18 protein-coding genes and 2 pseudogenes are annotated in these 26,018 nt (G+C 38.4%); 8 read left to right on the top strand and 12 right to left on the bottom strand.

Annotated features, from left to right (window positions below):
• Positions 1-95 precede the first annotated feature (95 nt).
• From DQM55_RS01955 to DQM55_RS01945, 3 genes are all read right to left on the bottom strand, one after another.
• Positions 96-992: a hypothetical protein gene (locus tag DQM55_RS01955; protein WP_111675319.1), complete on the bottom strand. Its 897-nt coding sequence runs from the start codon at positions 990-992 to the stop codon at positions 96-98.
• A 132-nt stretch (positions 993-1,124) separates the two neighbouring features.
• Positions 1,125-2,462: a PFL family protein gene (locus tag DQM55_RS01950; RefSeq protein WP_002922299.1), complete on the bottom strand. Its 1,338-nt coding sequence runs from the start codon at positions 2,460-2,462 to the stop codon at positions 1,125-1,127.
• A 10-nt stretch (positions 2,463-2,472) separates the two neighbouring features.
• Positions 2,473-2,739 carry an ACT domain-containing protein gene (locus tag DQM55_RS01945; protein ID WP_002893729.1) on the bottom strand — a complete coding sequence of 89 codons (267 nt, stop codon included), beginning with the start codon at positions 2,737-2,739 and terminating at the stop codon, positions 2,473-2,475.
• Between the two features lie 253 nt (positions 2,740-2,992).
• Here DQM55_RS01945 and DQM55_RS01940 point away from each other — a divergent pair, with 253 nt between their 5' ends.
• On the top strand, positions 2,993-6,100 hold the full coding sequence (locus tag DQM55_RS01940; protein WP_111675318.1) for an LPXTG-anchored zinc carboxypeptidase: 3,108 nt from the start codon (positions 2,993-2,995) through the stop codon (positions 6,098-6,100).
• 58 nt (positions 6,101-6,158) lie between these two features.
• Here the strand turns inward: DQM55_RS01940 and DQM55_RS01935 are convergent, their stop codons facing one another.
• Positions 6,159-7,193: an NAD(P)H-dependent amine dehydrogenase family protein gene (locus tag DQM55_RS01935; protein ID WP_111675317.1), complete on the bottom strand. Its 1,035-nt coding sequence runs from the start codon at positions 7,191-7,193 to the stop codon at positions 6,159-6,161.
• 86 nt (positions 7,194-7,279) lie between these two features.
• On the opposite strand from DQM55_RS01935, the gene DQM55_RS01930 reads away from it, so the two are divergent.
• Positions 7,280-8,116 carry a MerR family transcriptional regulator gene (locus DQM55_RS01930; RefSeq protein WP_111675316.1) on the top strand — a complete coding sequence of 279 codons (837 nt, stop codon included), beginning with the start codon at positions 7,280-7,282 and terminating at the stop codon, positions 8,114-8,116.
• A gap of 147 nt (positions 8,117-8,263) precedes the next feature.
• Here the strand turns inward: DQM55_RS01930 and DQM55_RS01925 are convergent, their stop codons facing one another.
• Both DQM55_RS01925 and DQM55_RS11800 read right to left on the bottom strand, forming a co-directional pair.
• Positions 8,264-12,490 carry a GH32 C-terminal domain-containing protein gene (locus DQM55_RS01925; protein WP_111675315.1) on the bottom strand — a complete coding sequence of 1,409 codons (4,227 nt, stop codon included), beginning with the start codon at positions 12,488-12,490 and terminating at the stop codon, positions 8,264-8,266.
• Positions 12,491-12,762: 272 nt separating this feature from the next.
• Positions 12,763-13,083 (bottom strand): annotated as a pseudogene (locus tag DQM55_RS11800) (ATP-grasp domain-containing protein); the annotation flags it as partial.
• 200 nt (positions 13,084-13,283) lie between these two features.
• Between DQM55_RS11800 and DQM55_RS01915 the strand changes: the two are divergent.
• Positions 13,284-13,511, top strand: a complete 228-nt coding sequence (locus DQM55_RS01915; RefSeq protein ID WP_111675314.1) for a hypothetical protein — start codon at positions 13,284-13,286, stop codon at positions 13,509-13,511.
• Positions 13,511-14,647, top strand: coding sequence for a YcjF family protein (locus DQM55_RS01910; RefSeq protein WP_111675313.1), 1,137 nt, complete (start codon positions 13,511-13,513; stop codon positions 14,645-14,647). The genes DQM55_RS01915 and DQM55_RS01910 overlap by 1 nt, the downstream gene beginning before the upstream one ends.
• Positions 14,648-14,810: 163 nt before the next feature.
• Here DQM55_RS01910 and DQM55_RS01905 read toward each other — a convergent pair whose 3' ends face one another.
• Both DQM55_RS01905 and DQM55_RS01900 read right to left on the bottom strand, forming a co-directional pair.
• Entirely contained in the window at positions 14,811-16,736 is a 1,926-nt protein-coding gene (locus DQM55_RS01905) for an AAA family ATPase (protein WP_111675312.1), read from the bottom strand.
• 101 nt (positions 16,737-16,837) lie between these two features.
• Positions 16,838-17,164, bottom strand: coding sequence for a helix-turn-helix domain-containing protein (locus DQM55_RS01900; protein WP_111675311.1), 327 nt, complete (start codon positions 17,162-17,164; stop codon positions 16,838-16,840).
• A gap of 851 nt (positions 17,165-18,015) precedes the next feature.
• Here DQM55_RS01900 and DQM55_RS11725 point away from each other — a divergent pair.
• A pseudogene (locus DQM55_RS11725) lies at positions 18,016-18,420 on the top strand (tyrosine-type recombinase/integrase); the annotation flags it as partial.
• 415 nt (positions 18,421-18,835) lie between these two features.
• Here DQM55_RS11725 and DQM55_RS11795 read toward each other — a convergent pair.
• Positions 18,836-19,021, bottom strand: a complete 186-nt coding sequence (locus DQM55_RS11795; protein WP_111675308.1) for a FanG protein — start codon at positions 19,019-19,021, stop codon at positions 18,836-18,838.
• Between the two features lie 28 nt (positions 19,022-19,049).
• Between DQM55_RS11795 and DQM55_RS01880 the strand changes: the two genes are divergently transcribed.
• Complete coding sequence (locus DQM55_RS01880; RefSeq protein ID WP_084972499.1) at positions 19,050-19,664, top strand: CadD family cadmium resistance transporter; 615 nt, start codon at positions 19,050-19,052, stop codon at positions 19,662-19,664.
• 11 nt (positions 19,665-19,675) lie between these two features.
• Positions 19,676-20,014, top strand: a complete 339-nt coding sequence (cadX, locus tag DQM55_RS01875; protein WP_000711085.1) for a Cd(II)/Zn(II)-sensing metalloregulatory transcriptional regulator CadX — start codon at positions 19,676-19,678, stop codon at positions 20,012-20,014.
• Positions 20,015-20,399: 385 nt separating this feature from the next.
• On the opposite strand, the gene DQM55_RS01870 is transcribed toward cadX, so the two are convergent.
• Both DQM55_RS01870 and DQM55_RS01865 read right to left on the bottom strand, forming a co-directional pair.
• Positions 20,400-21,617, bottom strand: a complete 1,218-nt coding sequence (locus DQM55_RS01870; protein ID WP_111675306.1) for an MvaI/BcnI family restriction endonuclease — start codon at positions 21,615-21,617, stop codon at positions 20,400-20,402.
• 8 nt (positions 21,618-21,625) lie between these two features.
• Positions 21,626-22,090, bottom strand: coding sequence for a helix-turn-helix transcriptional regulator (locus DQM55_RS01865; protein WP_111675305.1), 465 nt, complete (start codon positions 22,088-22,090; stop codon positions 21,626-21,628).
• A gap of 301 nt (positions 22,091-22,391) precedes the next feature.
• Here DQM55_RS01865 and DQM55_RS01860 point away from each other — a divergent pair, with 301 nt between their 5' ends.
• On the top strand, positions 22,392-23,939 hold the full coding sequence (locus tag DQM55_RS01860; protein WP_111675304.1) for a DNA cytosine methyltransferase: 1,548 nt from the start codon (positions 22,392-22,394) through the stop codon (positions 23,937-23,939).
• Between the two features lie 692 nt (positions 23,940-24,631).
• On the opposite strand, the gene DQM55_RS01855 is transcribed toward DQM55_RS01860, so the two are convergent.
• Entirely contained in the window at positions 24,632-25,993 is a 1,362-nt protein-coding gene (locus DQM55_RS01855; RefSeq protein ID WP_111675303.1) for a hypothetical protein, read from the bottom strand.
• Between the last annotated feature and the right edge of the window lie 25 nt (positions 25,994-26,018).

Raw genomic sequence — 26,018 nt, 5'->3', positions numbered from 1 at the left:
GTATAGGCCTTCGTATTCTTTAGATAAAGAAGAGGGAGAACCCGGTTTCCCACTATGATAGACAGCAGCTCACCGTGAAATCAGCATCTAATCAACTATAGAGACTTAATATGAACTTTTACGGCACTGACACACCCAAGAATAATGTACAGATAATGGAGCCAATAATTAAGACCAAACTGTCCGGATAAAGCAGCTTTATTAATAGCGATAATGGCTTGCAAAATATTGCCTTCCCCTTGGTAAAAAGAATTGGCATAACCAATTTGAACAGCTACAAAGCTCATCGCTAAAGTAAAAAAGAAACTTGCCACAATTCCTAAAACAGAAATACCTTTGACAAACTTTTCATAGCAAGCAATGCTAAATAGCAGTGTAAAACCTGATATGAAGCCCATGGCCAAGGATGCACCTGTCAGAAAGAAGACAAGACATGCGCCAAGCAAGCTCGTCAAGAATGCTCCGAGAACACCCAGAAAATAATGTATTTTCTGCGGACTTTGATGAGGAAGGGAGCGCTTTGTCACCTTATCCTGTGAGATGGAAACCATCCGCTCATAGCTAGATGGCGTGAGAAAGAGCCAATCTCCTTTGATCTGATACAAGTCCACATCTCCGGTTTCACCGGTTTTTTCACAGGCGCTAACCAGCCCTTGCTCCTCAAAGTAGCGGGTGCAGTCCTCGATAGCCTCCTCCAAAATATCCGGCAGCAGATCTCGATCCTGATCAGCCAAAATCTGACAGGCCAAGTTATAGCCAGCTCTTTCAAAATCAATCAAAACCTCGGAATCGTTGATCAAAGCTTCCAAGGTATCTCGACCTATATAGCCCTGCTCACATCTGACTGAAAAGAAAATCGCAAATTCGTCGCCATCTGTTATGGTCTCTAGATAAAAAGCATAATCCCTTCTACGACCATATATAATGCCGCTCTCCTTATCAACATCCAAACCTAAATCAAGGGCCAGCTCAGCTAGCTCTCTTTTATTCATAACCTAAACAATCTCCTTATAATCCCCTACATTTCAAGCATCCAGCTAGATTCAATCCCGCAAACTCCTACTCGGAAACTGAATAACTGTCCTTTACGCTGCTTTCTTAAAAACTGTTTCAAATCTAGCTTTTTAGTTTTTAAAGCTGTGAATAGGCGCTGGAATCTGACCGCCCCGCGCGATAAAGGCAGCAGACGAAGCTTGATTGACCTTCATGACCGGAGCTGTTCCCAAGAGCCCGCCAAATTCAATCATATCGCCTTCCTTGCCTTTCGGAATAATCCGCACAGCTGTTGTCTTCTGATTGATAACTCCAATCGCCGCTTCATCCGCAATCATGGCTGCGATGGTTTCAGCTGGCGTCGCCTCTGGAATAGCAATCATATCCAAACCTACCGAGCAGATAGCTGTCATAGCTTCTAGCTTTTCTAGATTGAGCGAGCCGTTTTGCACAGCCGCAATCATGCCCTCGTCTTCTGACACAGGGATGAAAGCACCAGACAGTCCGCCAACCTGATTGCAGGCCATAACACCGCCTTTTTTAACTTGGTCATTGAGCAGGGCGAGTGCCGCTGTCGTGCCATGAGTACCGACTGTTTCCAAGCCCATTTCTTCCAAGACACGGGCCACTGAATCTCCGACTGCCGGTGTTGGAGCCAGACTCAAGTCAACAATCCCGAACTTGACACCCAGACGCTCGCTGGCCATCTGACCGACTAACTGACCAATACGGGTGATTTTGAAGGCCGTTTTCTTGACCGTTTCCGCGACCACGTCAAAACTCTCACCACGGACCTTTTCCAAGGCTCGCTTAACAACACCAGGCCCAGAAACTCCGACATTGATGACCACATCTGCTTCACCAACACCATGGAAGGCACCTGCCATAAAAGGATTGTCCTCTACTGCATTAGCAAAGACGACTAGCTTGGCCGCACCCATGTCAGAAAGCTGGGCTGTTTCCTTGATAATCCGCCCCATATCCGCAACTGCCGTCATATTGATGCCAGTCTTGGTTGAGCCGATATTGACAGAGGAGCAGACCTTATCCGTCTCAGCCAAAGCACGTGGAATAGAATTAATGAGGATTTCATCGCCTTTTTGATAGCCCTTTTGAACCAAGGCAGAGAAACCACCGATAAAATCAACACCGATTTCCTTGGCCGCCTTGTCTAAAGCCTTGGCCAGAGGCACATAGTCACTGCTGTCTGTCGCTGCCCCAATCAAAGAAATCGGAGTCACAGATACCCGCTTGTTGACGATAGGAATCCCAAGCTCTGCAGCAATTTCATCCCCAACTGCCACCAGGTCTTTCGCTTTGGTCGTGATTTTTTGGTAAATCTTCTCCGCCGCCCGATCAATATCTGTGTCGATACAGTCTAAGAGTGAAATGCCCATGGTGATGGTCCGAATATCAAAATTCTGCTCCTCAATCATGGCAATGGTTTCTGTTACTTGTCTAATATCCATCCTTCACTCCTTAGATATTGTACATGGCATCAAAAATAGCTGCGCTTTGAATGTTGATTTTGACATTGAGCTCTTGTCCGAAAGCTTCAAACTCATTGCGAAGGGCCGTAAAATCTTGCTTTTCATCACTTGATACCAAGGCCATCATGGTAAAATATTCCTCCAAAACGGTTTGGGAAATATCGTCAATATTCAGCCCCAGCTCCGCAATTTTAGTGGAAACTCCGGCTACAATCCCTGTTTTATCTTTTCCGACAACGGTAATAATTGCTTTCATGCTTGGCTCCAATCATTTTTAGTTTGTCTCATTGTAGCATAAATTCGAGGATTTTGTATACTATTTCAGAAAATAAAGGCAGAAGGTTCGGATATTGCAAATAGCACCTGGAACTAGGAAGACCCCTATGCTCAGCAATTCATCTGAGAGACCACTTTGGGTAACTTTGCATGTTTTTTCTATTTTTGTTTGAAAGCGCTTTCGATATTTGTTATACTAAATATAGAATATTTTACACAAAGGAGATTTCCTAATGAACGATTCATACAAGAAGCGTCTCTATACTCAGGCCTTGAGTTTATCAGCCGCTGTATTGATGGCTGTCTTAGCTCAGGGCAAGGCCGTAGCTGACCAGCAGAACAGCACTGAGTCACAGCCAGCCGCCAATCAGATAGAGGCTGTAACTCCTACGACAGAAGCTGCTCAAGCTGTTCCAAATCAGACAGGAGAAAAAGAACAGACTCCTGCTCCTGCAGCGGACAATCCAGCTGTCTCTGCAGCAGCTCAAACAAGAGCAGCTGCTTCTGAAGAAGCCAAGACACAGCTGGCTGACAGCACTGTCTATATGTCCGAGCCTGCAGAGCTCAAGGAAACCGTCCAAGGACAGGCTTCTCAGGCGGGTAAGCTGACTTGGACTCTGGACAATAAACCAATAGCCGATTGGAAAACTTGGAACATGGACAGCGGCACCTTTACCGGCCAACCCTTTGTCACAATTGAGGAAAAGGCTGACGGAAACGATCTTCATCTGAATCTGCAGTTTCAAAAGCTTTTCGGAGACGATCTCAGCCTGCGCTCTCCCCATAATATTCGCCGGACCTATCGAAACTTCATTGGCAGCCATGAACTGGTTGGTACGAGCCAGGACTTGAGCTTGACCATTCGCAAAAATATCGTCTTGCGTCCTTATGAAGACTTCCACAGCCATGAGGAGATGCTGGCATCCATCGAAAAGAGCAGACAGGATGCCAAGACCGATCGCTTGGTACAGATTGAGAATATTGGAAAGAGCGCTCAGGGGCGCGATATCAAGCTGGGTATCATCAGTTCTGACCAAAAGAGCATCGACGACTACCTCAGCACAACTAATCCGCAGGCCTTGACCAAACCAGCAGAAATGCTGGCAGCTCTCAAAAATGGCAACCTAGACTATAAACTGCCTGTGCTCATTAACAACACCCACGCTGATGAACAGCCTGCTATTGATATTATCACAGGTCTCTTTAAAACTTTTGCAACTAAAGACCAAGTCAGCTTCAAAACAACCGCTGCCGATGGTTCTGAAAAACTTGTCACTCTCAAAATCCAAGATTTACTAAAGAAGTTTATCTTCCTCTTTGACTTTACGGAAAACCCTGACGGCGATGTCCTCAACACTCGGGCTCTGGCCAATGGCCTTGACCCTAACCGAGATACTGGCTACCAAGCCAATCCTGAAACCCGCACCGTTGCTGGATTGATTAACAAATGGAACCCAATTGCCCTCTATGATATCCACGGATTTGTCAAGGAATTCCTGATTGAGCCGGCAACCCCGCCTCACGATCCTAACTTTGAATATGACCTTTTAGCTGACCTCATGCTGGACAATGCCCATCATATGGGACGGGCCGGCGTTGCCAACTCTGGCTACGACAAATACATCATTCCAAAACTGGACTGGGGAGACGGATGGGACGATTCCTTCTCCGGCTACACAGCGGTTTATTCTATGTACCATGGCATCCTGGGACATACCATCGAAATTCCGGAGGGCAATCAAGAGTCCTACAAGGCTGGATATTATGCAGTTTTAGGAGGCCTTGACTATCTAGCTCAGAACCCCGACAAGCTCATGGAGATGCGTCTCAACTTCTACCTGCGCGGTATTAATAAAGTCGAAGATCCTAAGGCAGAAAATGAACTCGTCGGACCAGATGGTCAGGTCGTTGGCCGGATTAAAAAAGGCCAGGAAAAATTCTTCCCAGACTACTATGTCATCCCAATGGGAGTGGACAAGGACAACGATACCCAAGAAGCCTTTAATATGATTGACTATTTCAAGCGCAACGGTGTCCTTGTCAAAGAACTCAAGGAAGACAGCGGCAACTATAAAAAAGGTGATTTGGTTGTCGATATGGCACAGGCCAAGCGCGGCTATGCCAACCATGTCCTCTACAAAGGCTCAAATGAATCCAAGTGGGCAGCTATGTATGCGGAATTAGTCGTTAATTTCCCTGATATGAAAGGCTTCAAAGCCCAGCCAGTCTTTGGCGACAAGCTCTTTGAAGGCAAGCTAGGAGAGGTGACAGCCCTCCGTGCTGCCCGGACCAGTCAGGTTGATCAGAAAGCGCCTTATTACGTCATTGCCAATACGTCTGAGAGCGCGGTCAAGGCCGTCAACAAAGCTCTTGCTGAAGGTAAGAAGGTCTACCTGACAGATGACGGCTACATCGTTGATACACCGACCTTTACCAGCCTCCTAGATCGTTATGCCATTTATGGTGATGCCCTTTATAAGATTCCACAAGGACCGACTCTGAAACCTCTCAAGGTCTACGCACCGCCGCATCAGTTTTACTGGGCAGGTGTGGACTCACCCGCTCACACTACTTTGGCTCTGAAAAATATGGGCTTTGAAATCGTTGACAGCCCAGAAGAAGCGGACGTCATCGTCCTTGAAAGCAACAACTATGACAAGTCTCTTGTCGGACTTAAGCCAACCATCGTCGTCGGAGGCTCTGCTATGCAGCGCTTGGAAAAACTAGGAATCTTAGATGGATTTGACGCTGAACGCTTCAAGAACGGCAGTGACTATGAAGGACTGATGAAAGCCATTATACAAGACCAAGACCCGCTGACCAGCGGCTACAAGAAGGATGGACTCTTTTACTCCAACTCTGGTAACTGGATTGCTAAGATTCCTGCCAACTTTAGGACTCTTGCCAGCATTGCTGGCAGTGACTTCTACATCGCTGGCTGGTGGCCTGGCAATGAACAACTGGCAAACAAAGTCGTAGCCATTGCCGGTACTTATAAAGAGCAGCCTCTCTTTGTCTATGCTGGTAATCCGACCAACCGGCTTCACCCTGTTCACTTCTACCGCTGGATCTCCAATGCTATCTTTGGCAGCCAGTTGGCCGAGCTGACAGATCTTCCAAGTCCTGCGGCACCTGACCCAACCTATCAAGCACCAAGTCAGACTGTCCTTGACTGGAAGCTTGCTACAGTGAATCCACCGGCTCAAACAGTAGTCCTGACCTACAAGAGTCAGACCCTTCCGCAGACCGGCAGTCAAGAAAAACCTACTAGCTTTGCTCTAGCTGGACTCCTAATCGCAGGGGCAGCTGGACTCTTACTTTTAAAGAAAAAGGAAGACTAATACTTAAAAACACACCTCCCAATTGATGCGGGAGGTGTATTTTTAGTTATAAGCTTTGTTATTTTTCCACATAGGTATGAAGCGGATAGGTCGGATAGGCCAACTCACGCGCCAACTCTGAGGTTACATAACCTGCCGGTGCATCTAACACAGAAGGGATTCGATTGACGATAGTGGCACAGGTCAAGGCTACAGTATCAGGCTTGCTGACTGAGAAGACTAGATTTGGTTCGCCAGTAATTTCCCAATCACACATATCGCCGTCATTTTCACGATAGACCTTGCCAATACACTCTACTTCCAACTCAATTCCCTGATGGGTATGAATGGTTGTCACAGCTGACATACCTGTTACTTGCCCCGCCGGAACTGTACGTCCCAGCGTTTCAGAATAAACATCTTCATCCAAAATGTAAGGAACGCTCTTTTGTGAAATATCCTGAATGGTCCAGTTCATCTTAGAGCAAATAGCTTCAGCAGCATTCCACATATAGGACGGCAGACTCTCAGCACTGGCAATTTCCTTTTCAAATCGCTCTGAATCGTAACCAGCACCATGCGCTTCTGCCAAAGCCAGACCATAATCTTCCACATTATAGCTGGCAATCCCTTTCACCTTTTGAATGCGATTAAGGCCAGACATAGCCAAGCAAGGCATATTAATCCAGTAAATATCCTGCATGCCTGAGCCCATTACTGTGACACCATATTCTTTGGCCAGCTTGTCCAAGCGGTTTGTTTCGGATGGCGACGTCGTCCAAGGGTAGATAGCTTCCTCACAGGTCGTGATGATATTAACTCCATGCTTGATGGCTGTTTCAAAAAAATTATACATTTCTGGCATATAGGAAGCAATGGTGACAATGGCAATGTCTGCGTCACACTCTCCAAAGACACGTTCAGCATTATCAGAAATCAGGACGCCAGTCTTATAGCCTAGCTCTGCAAAATCACCAACATCCTGTCCTACTACAGCAGGATTGTTATCAATAGCTCCGACAATTTCTACACCGTGATCCAGTAGGTACTTGAAAATCACTTTAGACATCTTGCCGCAGCCATACTGAACAGCACGAATTTTTGTATTTCTCATGGCAAACCCTCCACTAATTGTTATTATTTTCACAATTGTAGTATAATATCTCTAGTAACTAGAGAGTCAATAGAGGGTTTTAAAAAATGAAAAAAATTTTGCGTATCGGAGAGTTTTCCCAAATAAATCAGATTTCCATCCAAACTCTAAGATTCTATGACCAAATCGGTCTTTTAAAACCCTATAAAGTCGATCCAGAAACCAACTATCGCTACTACCACATCAATCAATCTTCTCTGGTTGACTCCATTCAGTACCTGCGTCAACTGAATTTTTCTCTAGAAGGCATCAAAGAAATCCTATCTGACAAAGACCATTTTCAACTGCACCAGCTTATCGAGGAACGCTATCAGCGCCTTCTAGAGGAAAAAGAGAATTTAGAAAAACAAATCCAAGAAATCGAAATCTTTCGGTCTGGTGCCCGTATCTATGGCGAAAAACAGAGCGAGCAAGAACTGGAAATCCTAACTTTTCCTGAACGGCAGCTGCTTACTTTTGAAATCGATCAAAATATTTATCAAATGAAAAGTGAGGAATACGAACTTGCTCTCCGCTACTTCAAGCAAGAAATCCTGCGTTACAGTCCTTTTTTCACTCATTTCAGCCGTGTTGGCTCCATTATGAAACAAGAAGATTTCCAAAAAGAAAGATGGATTTCCAAACAACTATGTCTCTTCCATCATACTCCCAATGAACTCCCTCACTTAAATCGAATGTTGCTGCCGGCAGGAAATTATGCTGTTGCTTACTGCTCTTCCTTTGCAAATGAACTTAAAGCTCTGCCGCATTTTCACCAAGCTCTGACCCAAGCTGGATATACTCCTGTGGGCGATTATATCTGCGAGGTCATTCATGAACAACCACAAATCCAGGAACAGCACCGCGATATGTTCATCCGGATGCAAGTTCAGATAGAGAATTAAAAAGCAAGCAGATGGATGTATCGGAATTCTTGACAGATACCGGAGCATGCTCAGCCAAAAACTAATCAATTCGCAAGCCATAATTATATCAAAAAAGGATGGGAAAACCCCATCCTTTTTATGTGCAAATAACCATTGCTTAGCACCTTAGTCTTCTTGCTTCTTTCTTCCAGCTAGAAGCCCCATTCCCAGAAAAGCTAAACCAGCCAGAGGCAGAAACTTATCTTCTTGAGTGCCAGTCTTAGGCAGAGCTGAATCTGAATTTGGCTGCAATCTTGGCGACGGAATAACTTTCCCTTCCTCACCTTGCTTCAGAGCTTGAGGCTGGGTCCTTGTCAAAGGCTGTTTAGCACTTTCAGCCACCACCTTGCTGCCAACTTCTACTAGTTCGTCAACTGCTAGAGAGAGCACTTCCTGACCGAGAACGCTTCTCTGACCGTTCAAGACTTCTACAAAGACTCGCTTTTGACCTTTTTGGCCGGCTACAAGTATCCGCCGCTCACCTCTTTCCAGTTCTGGATTTTCCTGTTCTCGAGTCTGATATGCAATTTCTTCCATTACGATTTCTAAGAAAGGCTTTTCTTCCACTAGGTCCTTTATCCCTTCTTCTGGAGTGACCTGATGACTTGGTTTCACAGCCAGAGCAGCAAGAGCTGTCTTCAGATCTTGCTCTGCTCTATCTAAATCTGCCTGCTCCGCTTTTTCATCTGCCAAGAGAGACTGGGCTAGAGTCAAGGCTGACTGGTAAGCCTGAACTGTCTCATCTGTGTAGAAGCTTGGATCTAGACTAGCCGTACTGTCTACCACTTTCTGCAGAGAAGCCTTATTAACTGCTGGGGCATGAAGATTGGTCACAAAGAAATTGCGCGCTTCCAAGTCCCCATCCCAAAGCCCCAGACCGACGTAGGCATCATTATAATAGGGCTCAACCGTATCAAATTGGTGGTTCAGGTATTCTACACCGTCCACAGATACACTGACACCATTTTTAGTTTTCACTAGCTTAACATGGTGGAACTGGCCGTCATTAAGATGCTTGCCATTCATGCTACTTTCTGCAATCGTCTCTCCCATAAAGCGGTAAAGTCGAATCTTATCATTATCGCCAAATTGAATAGAATAAGCATTGCGAGGATCAACATTTTCAGACGCATAGAAGATGTTAATCAAGCCTTTTTGATACTTGAGATCCACATCCAAGTTATACTCAGAGAAAGGAATCTTCTGACCTCCCATATAATAATCATTGGCGCTGGTATTCTGATTATAGAGACTTTCACCGTCGACATACCACTTACCGGAAACAGCTTTTAAGTCTGGAACATTGGTCTTAAAGTCATTACGACTGATATTGATGGTGAAGACCTTGGAAAGACTTGGATTTTCCTTAGAGGTTGCCGTTACCTTGACCACACCCCTTTGCAGAGCAGTCACTCGCAGCTTATTGCCATCTTCCGTGACAGAGACCAGGTCTGGCTGATCCACACTCCAGCTTACCGCTTGAGAGACACTTGCTGGCATGACATATGCTTTCAAATCCAAAGTATCGCCGACATAAATATTATTTGTCACAGGAGAAGCCTGCACTAGTTCCAGTGGTTTGGTCACTGCCTGCTTGTCTTCCCAGATGCCCTTCAGCGGATAAAGAGCAATGTCAGCCTTAGCAGCACCACCTTCTACAAAAACACTAGCCGCAAGGCTATTTGGCGCAGGGAAAATCTGATTGGCACCCGCTACAGTATATCCTTTGGCAAAGACTTCTAGGCTGGAGCGATCTACGTAGAGATGCAGATCTATGCTGCCATCCGCATTGCGCTTGACAGACTGACTATCCACCTGAGCAAATTTATTACTGAGAAGAATGCCGGACCGGCTGCGGTCAATAGAGAGAGTTTCCTTTTCTAAATCATAGGTAACTCTAGTCACTTCTCCATCTCCAACTCGCAGGTTAAAACCGATTTTCTTGGTCGTTTCACTCGGCCGGAAAGTAGAGACAATTTCATACTGATCACCGGAAAAATCTTTCAACAGCCCATTCTTCTCGCTAACTTCCACGTCTTTATACAACACAGCCTTGTCTTCCTGACGCAAAGACTGATAGGCTGCTATTGGCGTCTGAGTCAGCCGATAGCTGCCGTCTTGCTTGATAAGGCCTAGTTTGAGGTTAAGATTGAAGGTGCCGTTGAACTTCTGACCGACGGTATCGGCTACCAGATTGCAGTAGTCTTCCCATGTATTCATCCAGTTAGACTCGATAATGTCAGGTAGGGTTGGATTAGCCTTGCTGCCAAAGTCCTGAACGTAGTAAGTCATGGCCGCATAAGAGTCTTTACCAAAGTTCATAATCTGATCAGCCTGAGCAAACTCAGCATCTGGGACGAAGGTCCACTTGCCCTCCACCTGTCTAAAATCACCGACCTTATAGGAGCGCCCGCCACGAGACAGGACCCACTTAAGACTACCATCGTCTGCCAGTAGAGGATAGAGATCTGGGCACTCCGTGTGGAGATCCGCATAAGTTGACTCCACCTTCCAATTACGCAGATTATCAGAGGAATAAATTCTCAGCGGTCCGCCTGCAACGACCATAAACCATTTACCCTCCCAACGGAAGACCTTGGGGTCACGAAAATCCTGAGATTGCAGTGGATCATCCGTCCAGTCAGCTGCAATTTGATCAAGCTTCGTCCAAGTCCGGCCCTCATCTTTACTGTAGGCTAACTTAATGCGCTGACCGTTTCCATCGGCAGTAATCAGCGCGACTAAACCGCCCTGGTCATTGTCAAACAAACCAGAGGAATTGGTGGTATCTGCTACGATAGAGCCTGAGAACATAGCCCCATTAGCATCCGGATAAAAGGCAATCGGCTGTTCTTCCCAATGAATCAAATCCTTGCTGGTCGCATGGCCCCAGTGCATAGGTCCCCACTTTGTATCATCATAAAACTGATAGAAGAAATGATAGACTCCCTTGTAATAAACCAGCCCGTTGGGATCATTGGCCCAACCGTCCTTGACCGAATAGTGGTACTGACCGCGATAGAGCTCATTGTAGTATACCTCATCTGCCTGCCGACGATGGACATTAAGCCGGTAAGTCAGGCTGACCTCCTGCCCATCCGCATCGGTCACAGTGCTGGTCACAGTCAAATAGTTTGCCCCCATTGCCAGCGGGATATTCTTCAAATCACTATAGACCCTACCTGCAGCATCGGTCACGCTTACCTTGGCAGCAGGATTTTTCGCTACGACAGTCAAGTCTACACTCTCAGCATCATGCTTGACATACTGGATGGTAATAGGGGCAGTAAACTGACCTTTCTGTTCCACTTTCCCAACCGAAGAAGTCACCCTTATATCCTCCAACTTGGGATTAGACTGAGGAGTGATTTCTTTATAAAAGGTATTTTGAAAAAGCAGCTCACTGTTCCAGTTAAGTAAGCCAAAATAGCCTTCTGACAGATATGTATTCTGCCCCTTATCATCTCTCTGAAGCGTGTAATCTCCTGAGTTGGCCACTAGGATATCATTGACATAGTAGGATACCCAAGAGCCGATAGAAACAACCTTGAGCCGATATTTATTATCATCCGTTGGCTCAATATGTTTTTCATTGATAAACTGATAGTCACGCCCACCTTGCCAACGCCAAAACTTCACATTGTTGCTGCCACCATCAATATTAACTGCATAGCTGCTCTTGTCATCCGGATTATTATTACTGCGGAAAATGAGGGCTGCCGCCCCTTCCTTACTGAGGAAGGTTACATCCGTTGAGTAAACAAAATCCTTGCCCTGACTTTGAGAGTAAAGGAAACTATCACCTTTGCCTCTGGCATCACTATAAAGACCTTGTTCCCGGACTTCCCAAACTCCATTTTTGTCTCCCTTGGCTTCTGCCAAATTAGTATTGAAGCCTGACTGCTTATCTACAATCTCTGCGGCAGGGAGTTTTTCCGAAGCAACTTCCTTCGCTGCTGGCTGTTCGTCTTCTTCCTGTTTGGTCTCTTTAGCGTTTGCTGTGACTTGATTTTCCTTATCAGTCTTTTGGTTGGCTGACTCTACTGCTGCATCCAGATTACCTGCTTCCGTCGCTGCAGTTGCAGCAATCTCCCCAGCTACAAGGTTCTCTGTCTTATCAGCATTCCTTGTAGGAGCAGCTGTTTGCCCGCTCTCAGGCTCCGAGACAGCTGATGAAGCAGCCTGCAAGACCTGAGTAGGAGCTGGATTAGCCTTACCCTCATCTGCATAAACCACTCCACCGCCATCTAACAAGAAAGCTCCAAAAGCCAGCAGGGCACACCCAAAAACCCAACGCTTTCCGCTTTTTCTCATAAACCAATTTTTACACACTTTTTCCTGATGATTTTTCATGATACACCTCAATATTCTAAAAATAAAATCAGACTCCTCACAACCAAATCACTTCTACATAACGCACTCCTTTCAACTTTCTTTGTTCAAAATGAACACCTCATTTAGCACCTAACTCCTTTATAAAAAAGAAGCAATCTCAATAATCTAAATATAACAAATTTTTGTAAGCGCTTCACCTAACGTTTGTCACAAAAACAAAATGACAGATGTCATATTTTGGAAACGAAGTAAAAACAAAAAGCCTCCTAAACGGAAAGCTTTTGTTTGTTTTAAATTTGTTCTGGATAGGATGCTGCCAGCTCGTTCTTTAGATATTCTGCCAAGTGCTGATGAGCAAAAATTCCTGCTTTTTCTTCTGCTGTCGGATTATAGTTGGTATTGGTATTCACATCATAGACATAAATCTGACCCGACTCCGACTCTACCCACTCAATAGCTGCTACATCAATACCAGCCTTAGCTAGAAAGGTTTCATAAGCCTGTCTTTGACTAGCAGGCAGCGGCTCCGTGATTTGAAACTTATCCGATGTTTCCAACTGAGCAGGCTTTTGCCCAATCTGGCACCCATCTGCCGGACAAAGCTGAAAGCCACATAACTGCTTTTCTATCTTCAATATCTTTGCCCACTCTTCATTACACCTAATACATCTCTGCTAACATTACTTCAATTTCTATCAGAGAAGTTGTTCTAAAAGCTTTAAAACAAAGAGATAAACAAAATCATTAAATTGACTCTTTTAATTTCTTATATGATATAATTATTTAAAATATCATATTAGTGAGAAATATTATGTCAAAGACAAAAGGTAATAAAAAAAGAAATTCTTCTAAAGTAAAATATATCCTAGGAAGCGGAGCTTTAATTTTAGCTTCTACAGTGATTCTACCTAAAGTTTTGAAACAAACAACAAATTATTTATATAAAAAGCAAGTAAAAATAACTAATCATCGAAAAACTAGTTTTGATGGGAAGGACACGTTAGTTAAAAAATCTGACTATAACAAAGGTAGAAGATAATGCAAATCAATACAGATAATATTGCGCAGCAATGTCTCAACGCGATTAATGATAAAATTAATAATTTAAAAAGATTAAACATCATTGTAATTGGGAAATCAGGTGTCGGCAAAAGCACACTAATCAACAGTTTGTTTAGAGGTAATTTTGCTGATACTGGATTGGGTCGACCAGTAACTCAAGAAATTCGCAAAATTGAAAAAAACGGATATCCTTTGGCAATCTACGATACACCCGGCTTTGAATTGTCATATACCCAACAGGAGAGTGTCAAAGATGAAGTCATTAAACTAATTAACAACGGTTACTCTTCTAATGATATCAATGAGGTAATTCACTGCATTTGGTATTGTATTAATGTCGGTTCAAACCGTACTTTCGATAGTTCGGAAGTGGAATGGCTAAGAGAGTTTTCTGAGAAGAATAAAACGTCTAAGGTACCAATCATTGTTGTCCTTACTCAATCTGTACCTAAAAAGAAAGCACTAGAAATGAAAGCTCATGTTGAGCAGGAGAACTTAGATGTCTGTAAAGTTGTGCCTATTCTAGCTCAGGACATGGATTTTGATGAGGAATATGTCGCTAAAGCTTTTGGATTAGATACTCTGATTGATGTTATGTCTGAGGTCTTGCCAACTGAACTACAGGATACACTGCAAAATATCCAAAAAGTATCTCTGGAATCTAAAAAAAAACATGCTAGGGCAGTCATTGCAACTGCAGTAGCAGCAAGTTTTGGTGAAGGTTTCGCTCCGGTTCCATTCGCAGATGCCTTCATGCTTGTGCCGACTCAGATAAGCATGATTACTGGCATCACAGTAATATTTGGGCTTGATATAAATAAAACCTTTCTAACCGCCTTTGTATCCTCAACTTTAGGATCTGGGGGAGCAACATTCCTTGGAAAAACAATTGTTTCTAATATACTCAAATTTATTCCCGGAGTAGGAACGGCAGTTGGTGGAACAATTTCCGGAACTACTGCTGGATTAATTACAACAGCTTTGGGCGAGGCTTACCTATTTTTAATGGAACAAATATTTAAAGGAGAATTAAGCAAAGAAGCACTAGGTACTCCTGCCGGACAAAAACAAATGACAAAACTTTTTAGAGAACAATTATCTAAAAAAAGATAATACACCAAGATTTTGAATCTTGGTGTATTGTTTTAATCCAGTTTCAGATGAAATTACTACAGACTATCTAGCTCTGTGTGATATTAGAAAAACCTAAAACACTTTATTTAACCTTCCTTTTTGATTTAGTATATTGTGCAAAAAAGTGGACAATTGTCCACAACTAGTCAAAATATCTTTTTAGTTTATCTATCAATTCTTTACAACTTGTAGATAGTTCATCTTCGTTCAAATCTGATATGCTTCTAAACCCTTGTCCTCCAATTGCACTTCTAAAAGCTCTCACCAACTTTTTATTAAATCCATATTTTCTTACAGATTCAAAGTTGTCTCTCACATTGAACATATCGCAATCTAATAATTCGGTTTTTTTTCTTTTTTTAAGCAAAATATTAATATCATCTTTCTTATTTTTTAAAAACTCATTTACCGAATTCCAATATTCATCCTCATTAATTCCTTGTTTCAAATATCTATACTCAAATGTGTAGCATTCCAACATACAATACTCAGTTAGAAGTATTTTTGAGGATAGCTCCTCTTTGTTTATTGTCTTATCTTGCATAGTCAATTCTTTTACTACACTATTCTTTCTCTCTTCTGATTCCATACCATCTGAATCAATAATATATATGCTTTTTGCTCTAGAGCGTATTTGATCTAAGAAATCAAAACTAACAGCAGCTGAAAGTTTTGATACAGTCGTCATCGCTATAAATTTACTACTTTTTTCTTCTCCAAAAATTTTATTAATAAGACATTCATAGGCTCTCTTATCATCTGGACCTTCAACAAAAATAATATAATCTTTTCCTAACAAATAAGTAATATCATAGCCTAGTAGCTCAGTTACTTGTGACTTACTTTCAAGCTTTGAAACCTTGGTAACAGGAACTGCATTAGATGTTTCTTTCTTTCTTTCTACTTTATACAACGAATCTATTGAAAAACTTTTTATCGATACTGGTGAATGTGTTGTAACAATTACCTGATTTTTACTAGATAAATCATAAATAAAATTTTCCATTTGCTGTTCCAATTTCGGATACAAATATAATTCCGGTTCTTCTAATAAAAACAAGACTGGTTCATCATCTTCACTCTGTCTTTCTAACAAAGTTCGAAGTAAAGCCATCTTATACAAACTTCTTGTACCTGAACCAATAGATTGAAAATCAATAGAGTTTTGAACTCCTTCTATACAAAAATCTGTTTTGATGTTCAAATTTTTAAATAATTCGTTTGAAAATATCCACTTAACTTCAATTTCTTCATTATAGTATTTTTTAAAGTTAGTATTCAAACTTTCAGTTAAATCTTTAGCTTCTTCTTGAATTCTTTTTAGTAAATAATTATTAATTTGAGGGATTGATAATTTTGAAATAGGGGTATTATCCAATTTATCTTCACTTACTTTTTCACTCTTTTTATTTATCAACGGTAACAATAAGCTAAATAGTTCATTTGTGGTACTATCACTTTCTCCCTTACTCTCTTTTTCAAAGCCTCGCTCATCTCTTAAGTAAGCGTATGGAGGCAATATGATGTCAAAAATTCCTTTAATTACATCATTGGAAGATGTTATCTGTTTCTCTTGGTTCAAATTTGATTCATACAACCGAAGCAGTTTTTGTCCATCTGAATTAATTGTAAAACCAAAATACAAATTTTGAAGATTATAGGATGCATTAGAATCAAGTTTTGAAAGAAAAGATTTTTTAAAATCCCTTGTATATGATTTTGAAGTAGTATCTCTTTGCCGCTTACCCTTACAGTCCAATTTTATTTCTTCTAACCATGAATTTAGAATTAAATTTTCATCAGAATTATAGTTAATTAATCTTTGAAGAGAAAAATAATCAAGTTCTATACCCAAACCAATAAAAATTTTTTCTTCATTCTTCCCATATTTATTAAACCTGAAATCAGAAGACTGTATGTCTCTCTCTCCGAGACAAACAAGAAGTGCACACAATATTGAACTTTTTCCTGAACTATTTTCACCGATTAACCCTAATTGTTTTTTTATATTTGATAATCTGACATTTTTTATCGATCTAAAATTTTTTATTACTAACTTATTTATCATACTTTTCCATCACTCAAACAGTTTACAACTTTTATACTTTTTCTTTCCATCTAAATATTTTTATAATCTAGATATTATATCTCTACAACTAATCTACTTTTTTAATATTTTTTCCTCTCCTCCATAAACTCAATTAATTCTTTCTTGAAGATTTCTCTTTCTTCTTCAGTCATTCCTTTTGAGTTCATACGGAATAACAATTCAATATTATCTAGTTCATCTGATTTTTCTTCTGAGTTACCAACTAAATAATCAATTGATACATTTAATACCTGTGCAATCTTAACCAGATTTTCTTGTGTTGGTTTTTTAATTCCACGTTCCCATGAAGCATAAGCTGGTTGCGAAATTCCTAACTTGTCAGCAACATCTACCTGGGTTAAATATGCTTGTTTTCTTAGATTTTTTAAACGTTCCGAAAAATCCATCATGTTCCTCTTAAAAATTTTTAAAGAATTTTTCCAAAAATCCCTTGACAAATATAATTATTAGTTATATGTTTTAAATATAGCTGTTAGTTATACATTCGTTAAAAATAATAATGCCTAACATCCAGCATCATAATCTTTGAAAATTAAATAAAAAGTGCGTCTAATAACCAGAGCACTGATCATCAGAACGACACAAAAAACTTCGTACCTTTATTGTAAATGTTTTGATAAAAAAAGTCAAGTCCGTTTTATGGTTGAAGTGAAGATATAAAACATTCTTGTGGGCTTCCACGCATTTCGGACTTTCGCACTTTTCCGAATAGTAAAGTGAACTGGCTTCGCCAAAGGGCGTAAGAGAATCCCTTGGGTATGATCATGACTACCCAAAGAGATTGGCTGGGAAAGCGATGGTAATTGACACAAAGCACCTTGCTAAACGTTACCACCGTGAAGAAGGGATCCTTCAACCAAATAACTTTTCTTTACTGCTGTCTATCATTATTGATAGACCTACTCTCAAGCTACTAAGTTCTTTCCTTTTTTCACTTAGTAGCCTTTTTACTTTTACAACAAAGGAGAACTTTATGACAAACTTTTTTCGCACTACAATGTAAGCGACTCTATAAAAACTATATTTTCACCTATGATATCTTTTCCTCATCAGAACAACTTCAGGGGCAACTCTATCATCAAGCTCAAAAGGATTTGGATAAATTAGCCACTCAATCACAAATTACTGGAGTTTCTCATGGGGAAGTACAATTTAACACAAGGATGTTTAAACGAAAACTTTTTACTCATTACTACTCAAGAGTGAAACAAGTAGCTTAACTCTTTTTATTTTACACAAGGGAAACAAAAAAACTCTTTTTAAAGCACCAACTGAATTAATGGAGCTTCTAGCAAATTGGAAAGTTAAACAATAAGAAGAACTCAAACTTTTTGGACTGACGCAAACCCAAAAACAGTTTGTTTTTACATATAATGATCGGACTAATAACATTAATCTTCCTCTCCATATAGACTATCTGAACTATAGAATGAAATCAGTTAGACATAGATTAGCACCTGCATCTCCTCATAAATTGAGACACACAGGTGCCACACTAGCAAAACTAGCTGAAGTTTCGCTTGAGGAAATTTCTGAAGCACTAACCCATAGTGACAAGGAAATTACAAAGACCTATGTTAACACTAAAGATAAAGTTAATCAGACCGTAGGTGATATTGCATTTCGTTGCCTAAAAAATTGATGGGGTGAATATGGGGTGAACTCTTGATTTTTAGACAAAAAAAGACATCCAAGAGTAAATTCTTGAATGTCTGTAAACGTTGATAGTATCGTATTGATTAACGTTTTGAGAACTGGCTAGCTTTACGTGCTTTCTTAAGACCTGGTTGGAAACATTTTTATTTGAATAAGTTTCAATATCCGCTTAAAATCAATGTTTTCCTGAATTTTTAAAAACTAAAATTTGAACTAATTTCAATCAATTTCATCAAAATAAGGTAAACTTTTATTAAAAATAAAGAAAAATCGAACCAGAATATCAAAAGTTTACCTTATTTAGTTTTTACAGAAGTGAAGTAAGCATTCAATACGAATCAATACATAAGAAAAACGCTGATTTCAAGCGTTTTTTCTTTTTTCAATTTCAATACATTTCACTATATTTCAGTCCAAACTCTGCCTTTTTCGCTACCTTTTTTAGATAAATATATCATCTGGATATTGAAGTTAAGCCCTGCTATCATTTCGATGGCAGGGCTTTTTAATGTTTGGTACACTACCTTCTTATCTGTATTTTGATGGAGCTGAAGTTGACATCTACAAAGTTTAATGTTAGAATACATTCAAAAATATATTTGAATGAGGTATTTTATGATTCAAAATGTTGTTACTTCAATAATCCTGTATTCTGGGACAGCCGTAGACTTACTTATTATCCTAATGTTATTTTTTGCCAAAAGAAAAAGCAGAAAAGACATCATTAACATCTATTTAGGACAATTTCTAGGCTCTGTTAGTCTAATATTGCTAAGTTTACTTTTTGCATTTGTCTTAAATTATATTCCTAGTAAAGAGATTTTAGGTTTGCTCGGTTTGATTCCAATTTTCCTAGGACTCAAAGTTTTGCTTTTAGGAGATTCTGATGGAGAAGCTATTGCAAAAGATGGTTTGCGCAAAGATGATAAAAACCTGATTTTTCTAGTCGCTATGATTACTTTTGCAAGTTGTGGTGCTGACAATATTGGTGTTTTTGTCCCATATTTTATTACCTTAAATTTAGCGAATTTGATAGTGGCTTTACTTACTTTTCTAGTCATGATTTATCTCTTGGTTTTTTCTGCCCAAAAATTGGCACAAGTCCCTTCTGTTGGAGAAACTTTGGAAAAATATAGCAGATGGTTTATTGCCGTTGTTTATTTAGGATTAGGGATGTATATCCTGATTGAAAATAACAGCTTTGACATGCTAAGGACTGTGTTCGGCTAGGAGAAAAAATTATGAAAAAAGATAGTATATGCCAAGTGAATATTATAAATCAACAAAATGTTACAACCGCAACGAACTACCTTGAAAAGGAAAAAGTCCAAAAATCACTTCGTATTTTATCAAAGTTTACCGATAATAAACAGATAAATATCATCTTTTATCTCCTTGCTGTTGAAGAACTATGTGTCTGTGATATAGCCTGTTTACTAAATCTCAGTATGGCATCTGCCTCCCACCATCTTCGTAAACTAGCCAATCAAAACATCTTGGATACTAGAAGAGAGGGGAAAATTATATATTATTTTATAAAAGATGAGGAAATCAGAGATTTTTTTAATCAACTAGGATAACAACTATTTTTACTACTCTACCATTCACTCTACCTTTTATTATGTAGCATTCTAAAAACATTGATGTAGCAATGTTTCTAACAGCTAAAATAGAAATTATTTAATCTTTACAGAAGTGAAGTAAGCATTCAATACGAATCAATACATAAGAAAAGCGCTTATTTTAAGCGTTTTTTCTTTTTTCCAATTTCAATACATTTCCTATATTTCAGTTCAATCTCTACCTTTTTCTCTACCTTTTTTCGTCAGACATAATCAGATAAGTGGAATTAAAACTGGAAAATTTCCTACCTAATAAAAAATTTCCACACAGATATTATTGAATCAACTAAAGATGAGTTTTATTAACAAATAGACACCTCTCAATGAAAAGGTGTCTATTGTTTTATATCAATTCAATGACTTCTGAGCTACCGAAAAGTTGATTACGGTGTTTATTTTTTACTCGCCATGCATTTCCATGATTTTTCCCTTCATACTTCCCTTCTTTAGAAGTATAGCCGCGCCAATCATAAGTTACAACTCCCAATTTAATTAAGGATATAAATGTCATAAATTGAGGGGAACGAGTCAACTCTGCTTCTGTGTATTTAAACTCAGCAATGTCACCGTTCATCTTGCTTTCCGCTTTTACCCAAAGCGTGGCAGGATGTTTTAAGTGTAGTTCTTTTTCTAAATCTTCAAAATACCAATAAGCCACCCTTTGAGAGGTATCATTTTCATGTCTACGAATTTCTACAGTTCTATCGCTTTCATTTACATCCAAATAAAAATTTTGATTATTTTGAGGTGACATCTCAGACCCGATGGTGATATATAAACTATTCATGCCGGGATGCTTGTCAGATTCATATCCATACAACCTCGCAAACGCTGAAACCCGATTACGATCATTAGATTCAAATTCTGCTACAGGCGTACCTTCAAACTTTGGACGTAATGTAAATAAAGTATCAAGTGTTTTTGAAGTCTTAGACTTTAGTTCAATCAAATCTTCAAAGTCTGCTTTTTGGCTATTATTAGTCTTAATTCCTAGTAAATTCTCAAGTGTGTCACCAGCATCTTTAGGAGAAATTTTCCCTATTCCTTTAGAATTAGGGTGATAACCCTTAGAAGCAATCTCTTTTACCTTAGGAATTAATCTAGAAAGTGCTTCTTTAATTTTATCCTGTCCGAAAATTTTGGATAAATCTTCATCTGACAAGATCCCCCTAGAGACATTAATATTAATAACCCGTCTGCTACTTGGATCTACAGATATGTACATCAAGTCGCCAGAATGGAAACTTCTTTTAAATTGGCGCCCATAAATCCAAAATCTTTCATCTCCTCGAGCATTAGCACGATAGCATGACATCTTTGTTTCAAATTTTTCTTCACCAATATACAGCATTACATCCAACTTTTTCTTCTCACCATTTTGGAGTGATTGATAGTCCATTAAGCCATACTTTTTAAGAACATCCTGAACGAATACGTTGGCATCTATTATGCTTTTAGATAGCATTGTATCCGTTAGACGAATAACTGTATATTCTCTTTCATTATATTTGTGGATTTGTTCAATAAATTGTAGTTCGTCTTGATAAGGTTCAAAAAGCATATTAATACCTATCTAAACATTTCAGATATAGAAATATTTAGTCCTTCCGAAATTTTTAATAATGTTTCTACCCGAGGATTTCTTGTTTTAAAATTTAACAAGTCACTTATTGTTGATTCACTCAATCCAGTTGTTATTTTTAAAGAATAACGTGGATTGTTTTTAATTTCGAGTTGGACTCTATTCACAAAATTTCTTAAGTAATAATCTGTTCCCAGAGTATTAACTAAGTCATTATTAAACATATAATGTCCATAATAGTTTTCTGTTTTTCTATCAAATATTGAAGGAAAATCAATGCCTAATGCTTTGCAAACAGCTACAACGAGATCCAATCTCGTTTTACTATTATTATGATAGGAGAACAACTTCTGAATTGAGTTTCTTGAATAACCTGTTTTTTCAGCCAATTCTTTATGAGTAAATTGCTTAATCGTTTTAATGCGATTAAGATTTTCAATAGCTATTTTCATTTTTAAACCTCGGGTGATTTATATAGCTATTTTACCTTTAAAATAGATTTATGAATTCGGATAAGTTGTCTTTCCTAAGGGTTTTTAATTCGGATAAGTTGTCTTTCCTAAGGGTTTTTAATTCGGATATATTTTCTTTTTTAACTGGTTATATTCAACAAGTTAAAAAATATCTGCAATTAATAATCTAAATAATTGTATTTTTTGCGAATAAATAAGTATAGAAATTACTCAATAGTTTATCCTGGACTTGAATAATTATTTCTGATATAATATTAGAAAGAAAGCGAGAAATTTAAAAATGCCATATGCAATTGATTTATTCTGTGGTGCTGGAGGTTTTAGTGAAGGAATCTTACAGGCTGGATTCGATATACTTTTTTCTAGCGATAGAAGCCCTATGGTGCAAGAAACCTACGTTAATAGACACCAACAACTTGGTCTTGAAGAAGGAGTTGATACCCACTTTGAACTAGCAGATATCAAAGAATTAACTTCTGAACGTATTTTTGAAGTGATAAATAACTTAAGGTACGGAAATATTTTTAAACCCGGCGATATAGATGTCATTTTCGGAGGACCACCTTGTCAAGGATTTAGTCGCCTTGGGAAACGAGATGCTAGCGATCCCAGAAATATGCTTTTCCATGAATACTTACGAATTATTCGGGATGTGCGCCCGAGATATGTCGTCATGGAAAATGTGACCGGTATTCTAGACATGCTTATGCTTGATTTTCCAAGCGTGGTTAGAGATGAATCATATTTGGGACAAAGACTAGTAAAGGAAATTCTTAGAGAAGAATTACAAGAACTGGGTTATGTTTTGCTTGATGTTCAAGTACTAAATTCTGCTAATTTTGGAGTTCCTCAACAAAGAAATCGTGTAGTCTTTTTAGCATACAGAAATGATGTTAATCCTCTTGAATATCCTGAACCAGATGTACTACCCGAAGTAACAGTAAGAGAAGCTTTAACTGGTTTATATAATATAAACCAGAATGATTTATCTGAATATGCCCAAAATAGGATACAAGGGGAGACACCTACAGTAGCAGGAGAAAATATACCACGAGAACAAATTACAAACATGGAAGAATCCAGACATGATATACTTGTTTCTCAAAGATTTTCTTTGTATCAACCTGGAGAAAACACCCGTGCTGTAATTAACCGACTTAAAGCAGAAGGTATAAATCTCCGTGATACTCGCCAAGAATTATTTAATGAAAGTCTATTTCAAGTAAACTTATCTATTAATTCTAAAGTTATACACGAAACACTCATAGAACTTAACCTATTCGATAATAAGTTCCTGACCAGCCGTTGGTTGCATTTCACCAATCGTCAATTGGCTACATTATCTAGTCTAAAAAATAATGAACAAGAATTTACCATTGTTCTTAAATCACTTGCTAGTAGGCTAAATACTACTCTAAATCAGGCTAGCACTTTCTGGGAAACCGTACAGCCATTGCTAAATAGAGAATACGATGCAGATACTTTCCATCGCTTACTTATGAGTGGAGAAATTACTGACAAAATTGGAGAGGCGATTCTAACAAGAAAATCAATTCGTACCAGACTTAATCCCAATTCTGTATCTCCAACTATAGTCACTTTACCCGATGACTTTATTCATCCCTATTTTGATAGAGTGCTAACTGTACGAGAAATGGCTAGACTACAATCGTTTGATGATAGTTTTGAGTTCTTAGGCAAGAGGACAACAGGTGGGGATAAACGATCTCAAGAAACACCTCAATTCACCCAAGTAGGGAATGCTGTTCCTCCTTTACTAGCTAGAGCAGTTGCACTAAAAGTTAGAGAAGCAATCGAGGCTAATTAATTCACTTTGAAATATAAAAAGACTAGCAAATTTAGAATTTGAACTAGTCTTTTTATTATGAGGGAAAATTTCGGATTTATAAAATGTGAAAATGAACTCATTGTATGTTCTGATAATCTTGCATACTCGTCTGACCAGACTACAACAAAATGTTATAATTTAGATCAACTATTTTCAAGTAATAAAATACACTTGATTAAGAAGATAATTATGTTTATGTCTAAATTTTTAATCTCTACCTTTTTCTCTACCTTTTTTTCATAAACAGTTATAAAGTTTGTCAGAATAATCTTTGTAAGTGTGTAAGTTAATTTTTACAGAAGCGGGATAGTGGTTCATTACGTTTCCGTAGAAACGAAAAAACTTGATTTAAGATGATTCTTAAATTTTAAAATTTCAATGTATTTCAATAAAAATCAGCCGAATGACTACATTTTTTGTGAAATGAATTAGATGTTCGGATATATAGAAAAAGCTCTAGTCATGTTTTCTAGAGCATTTTTGTGTTGTAAAATTGGGTCAAATACTGGTTTTAAATAATCTTATATCTAAGACCAATTATATACACATAAAATAATTAATACTGCTATTATATTACGAACTACTATTTTAGTGAAAATATATGCTACTATATTTAATTAAATTAGGAAGGTATATATATCATTAAAGTAAATATTTTTACTAAAGATAAATTAATAAAGTTGTGGTTTCTCAATGTAACAAATACCTGGCTCTTTTAAAATTTTGCACTTACATAGATTGTATTGCAATTTTAATTCTTCATGAATTTCAATTGTAGCTTCTAGCTTGTCATCACAATGTCTACAAAATAAAACTGCAAAGGCATAATAATCTGAAACATTTTTATTTAACAATTCTTCATCAATTAAATTGGAAAATCGACAGTTAGAACACTGGATAAGAAAAGGTGAAGTGAATCTAGGTTCATACTCATCACTCTCATCTTCTCCCTTAGTAAATAGCTCAATATTATTTTCTTTAAGTCTTTCTAATACCTTCTTATCCTCTTTGTCAATCTCCATTTGAATATTTTCTAATGCATCAGAAAATATCAACACTTCATTTCCAAATCTATACCTCAAATCAAATAATTTTTGGTTTGGATTTTCTATATAATTAGATTTACTTTTATCGAATTCAATATTATACAAATCTTTTAACAAGCTTCGTACTATTTGCCCATAGGATACATCTGAGATAGTACTATATTTACAGTTAAGATAACCTCGTTCATAAATGAATTCAAAATACTGACTTATCAGTGTATCGGTATTAAGTAATAGCTTTTTATCCTTAAAGAATTTTGCCGTTATATTTTCAAAATTATTTATAACTCCAAATTGATTGTAGAGTTGTAAATTTATTTTATCCAATAATCTGATAGTTGAATTCCAGAAAATTTCTGCAAAGGCAGAGTCCATTAGTAATTTTTTCCTATTAGATTGCTTACTAATAGCTATCTCTTGATAGATTTTATAGGACTTAGTAGGGGATTCACAATTTAAATAATCCAACCAAGAGGATTCGCTAGGTTCATGGCTTGTTTCTATAAATTGGTAGCTCTCTTTTTTAGAGATATATTTTGAAAATGGAATATAATCTACAAATGTATCAATAATTTTTTCATAATGTGAATCCATTATAAAGGCATCTTCCAGCATTTTATTAAAAAAGAATAAAAATTTATTATCAGCGATATACAAAAATTCTTCTTTATTTATTCCTCTGACTTTTTTAAATCCAAAAAATAATTCAATTGAATCCTTCGACATATTCTCACTAATAAGCTTTAATTGCGTATCTGTTAATATTTTAGAATCGTTTTTATATCTGCTAAAAACCTGTGACGAACTATTTTTAGAATTACCATAGTAGGGTTCCCAGAGCCCCATCTTATCTTCCGCTCTATCTAATTCTGCATTATATAACAATTCGTAGCTATAAAGTTCATTTTCTTTGATATAAGAAAATATATCATTCCGCAGTTGTTCATTCAAAAATTCTGACGAAGTTGAAAAGAAATGACGGTCCATAATTTCTCCTTATATATTTTTATTT

The sequence above is a fragment of the Streptococcus sanguinis genome (assembly GCF_900475275.1).
Lineage (GTDB): Bacteria > Bacillota > Bacilli > Lactobacillales > Streptococcaceae > Streptococcus > Streptococcus sanguinis_N.
Note: the sequence above shows the minus strand (reverse complement) of the source record. Positions and strands in the feature narration are given on the sequence as shown.

Excerpts from the sequence above, each read along its gene's own strand:
- DQM55_RS01955 (WP_111675319.1), bottom strand. The coding sequence starts at position 992 with ATGAATAAAAGAGAGCTAGCTGAGCTGGCCCTTGATTTAGGTTTGGAT.
- DQM55_RS01950 (WP_002922299.1), bottom strand. The coding sequence starts at position 2,462 with ATGGATATTAGACAAGTAACAGAAACCATTGCCATGATTGAGGAGCAG.
- DQM55_RS01945 (WP_002893729.1), bottom strand. The coding sequence starts at position 2,739 with ATGAAAGCAATTATTACCGTTGTCGGAAAAGATAAAACAGGGATTGTA.
- DQM55_RS01940 (WP_111675318.1), top strand. The coding sequence starts at position 2,993 with ATGAACGATTCATACAAGAAGCGTCTCTATACTCAGGCCTTGAGTTTA.
- DQM55_RS01935 (WP_111675317.1), bottom strand. The coding sequence starts at position 7,193 with ATGAGAAATACAAAAATTCGTGCTGTTCAGTATGGCTGCGGCAAGATG.
- DQM55_RS01930 (WP_111675316.1), top strand. The coding sequence starts at position 7,280 with ATGAAAAAAATTTTGCGTATCGGAGAGTTTTCCCAAATAAATCAGATT.
- DQM55_RS01925 (WP_111675315.1), bottom strand. The coding sequence starts at position 12,490 with ATGAAAAATCATCAGGAAAAAGTGTGTAAAAATTGGTTTATGAGAAAA.
- DQM55_RS01915 (WP_111675314.1), top strand. The coding sequence starts at position 13,284 with ATGTCAAAGACAAAAGGTAATAAAAAAAGAAATTCTTCTAAAGTAAAA.
- DQM55_RS01910 (WP_111675313.1), top strand. The coding sequence starts at position 13,511 with ATGCAAATCAATACAGATAATATTGCGCAGCAATGTCTCAACGCGATT.
- DQM55_RS01905 (WP_111675312.1), bottom strand. The coding sequence starts at position 16,736 with ATGATAAATAAGTTAGTAATAAAAAATTTTAGATCGATAAAAAATGTC.
- DQM55_RS01900 (WP_111675311.1), bottom strand. The coding sequence starts at position 17,164 with ATGGATTTTTCGGAACGTTTAAAAAATCTAAGAAAACAAGCATATTTA.
- DQM55_RS11795 (WP_111675308.1), bottom strand. The coding sequence starts at position 19,021 with ATGTATTCTAACATTAAACTTTGTAGATGTCAACTTCAGCTCCATCAA.
- DQM55_RS01880 (WP_084972499.1), top strand. The coding sequence starts at position 19,050 with ATGATTCAAAATGTTGTTACTTCAATAATCCTGTATTCTGGGACAGCC.
- cadX (WP_000711085.1), top strand. The coding sequence starts at position 19,676 with ATGAAAAAAGATAGTATATGCCAAGTGAATATTATAAATCAACAAAAT.
- DQM55_RS01870 (WP_111675306.1), bottom strand. The coding sequence starts at position 21,617 with ATGCTTTTTGAACCTTATCAAGACGAACTACAATTTATTGAACAAATC.
- DQM55_RS01865 (WP_111675305.1), bottom strand. The coding sequence starts at position 22,090 with ATGAAAATAGCTATTGAAAATCTTAATCGCATTAAAACGATTAAGCAA.
- DQM55_RS01860 (WP_111675304.1), top strand. The coding sequence starts at position 22,392 with ATGCCATATGCAATTGATTTATTCTGTGGTGCTGGAGGTTTTAGTGAA.
- DQM55_RS01855 (WP_111675303.1), bottom strand. The coding sequence starts at position 25,993 with ATGGACCGTCATTTCTTTTCAACTTCGTCAGAATTTTTGAATGAACAA.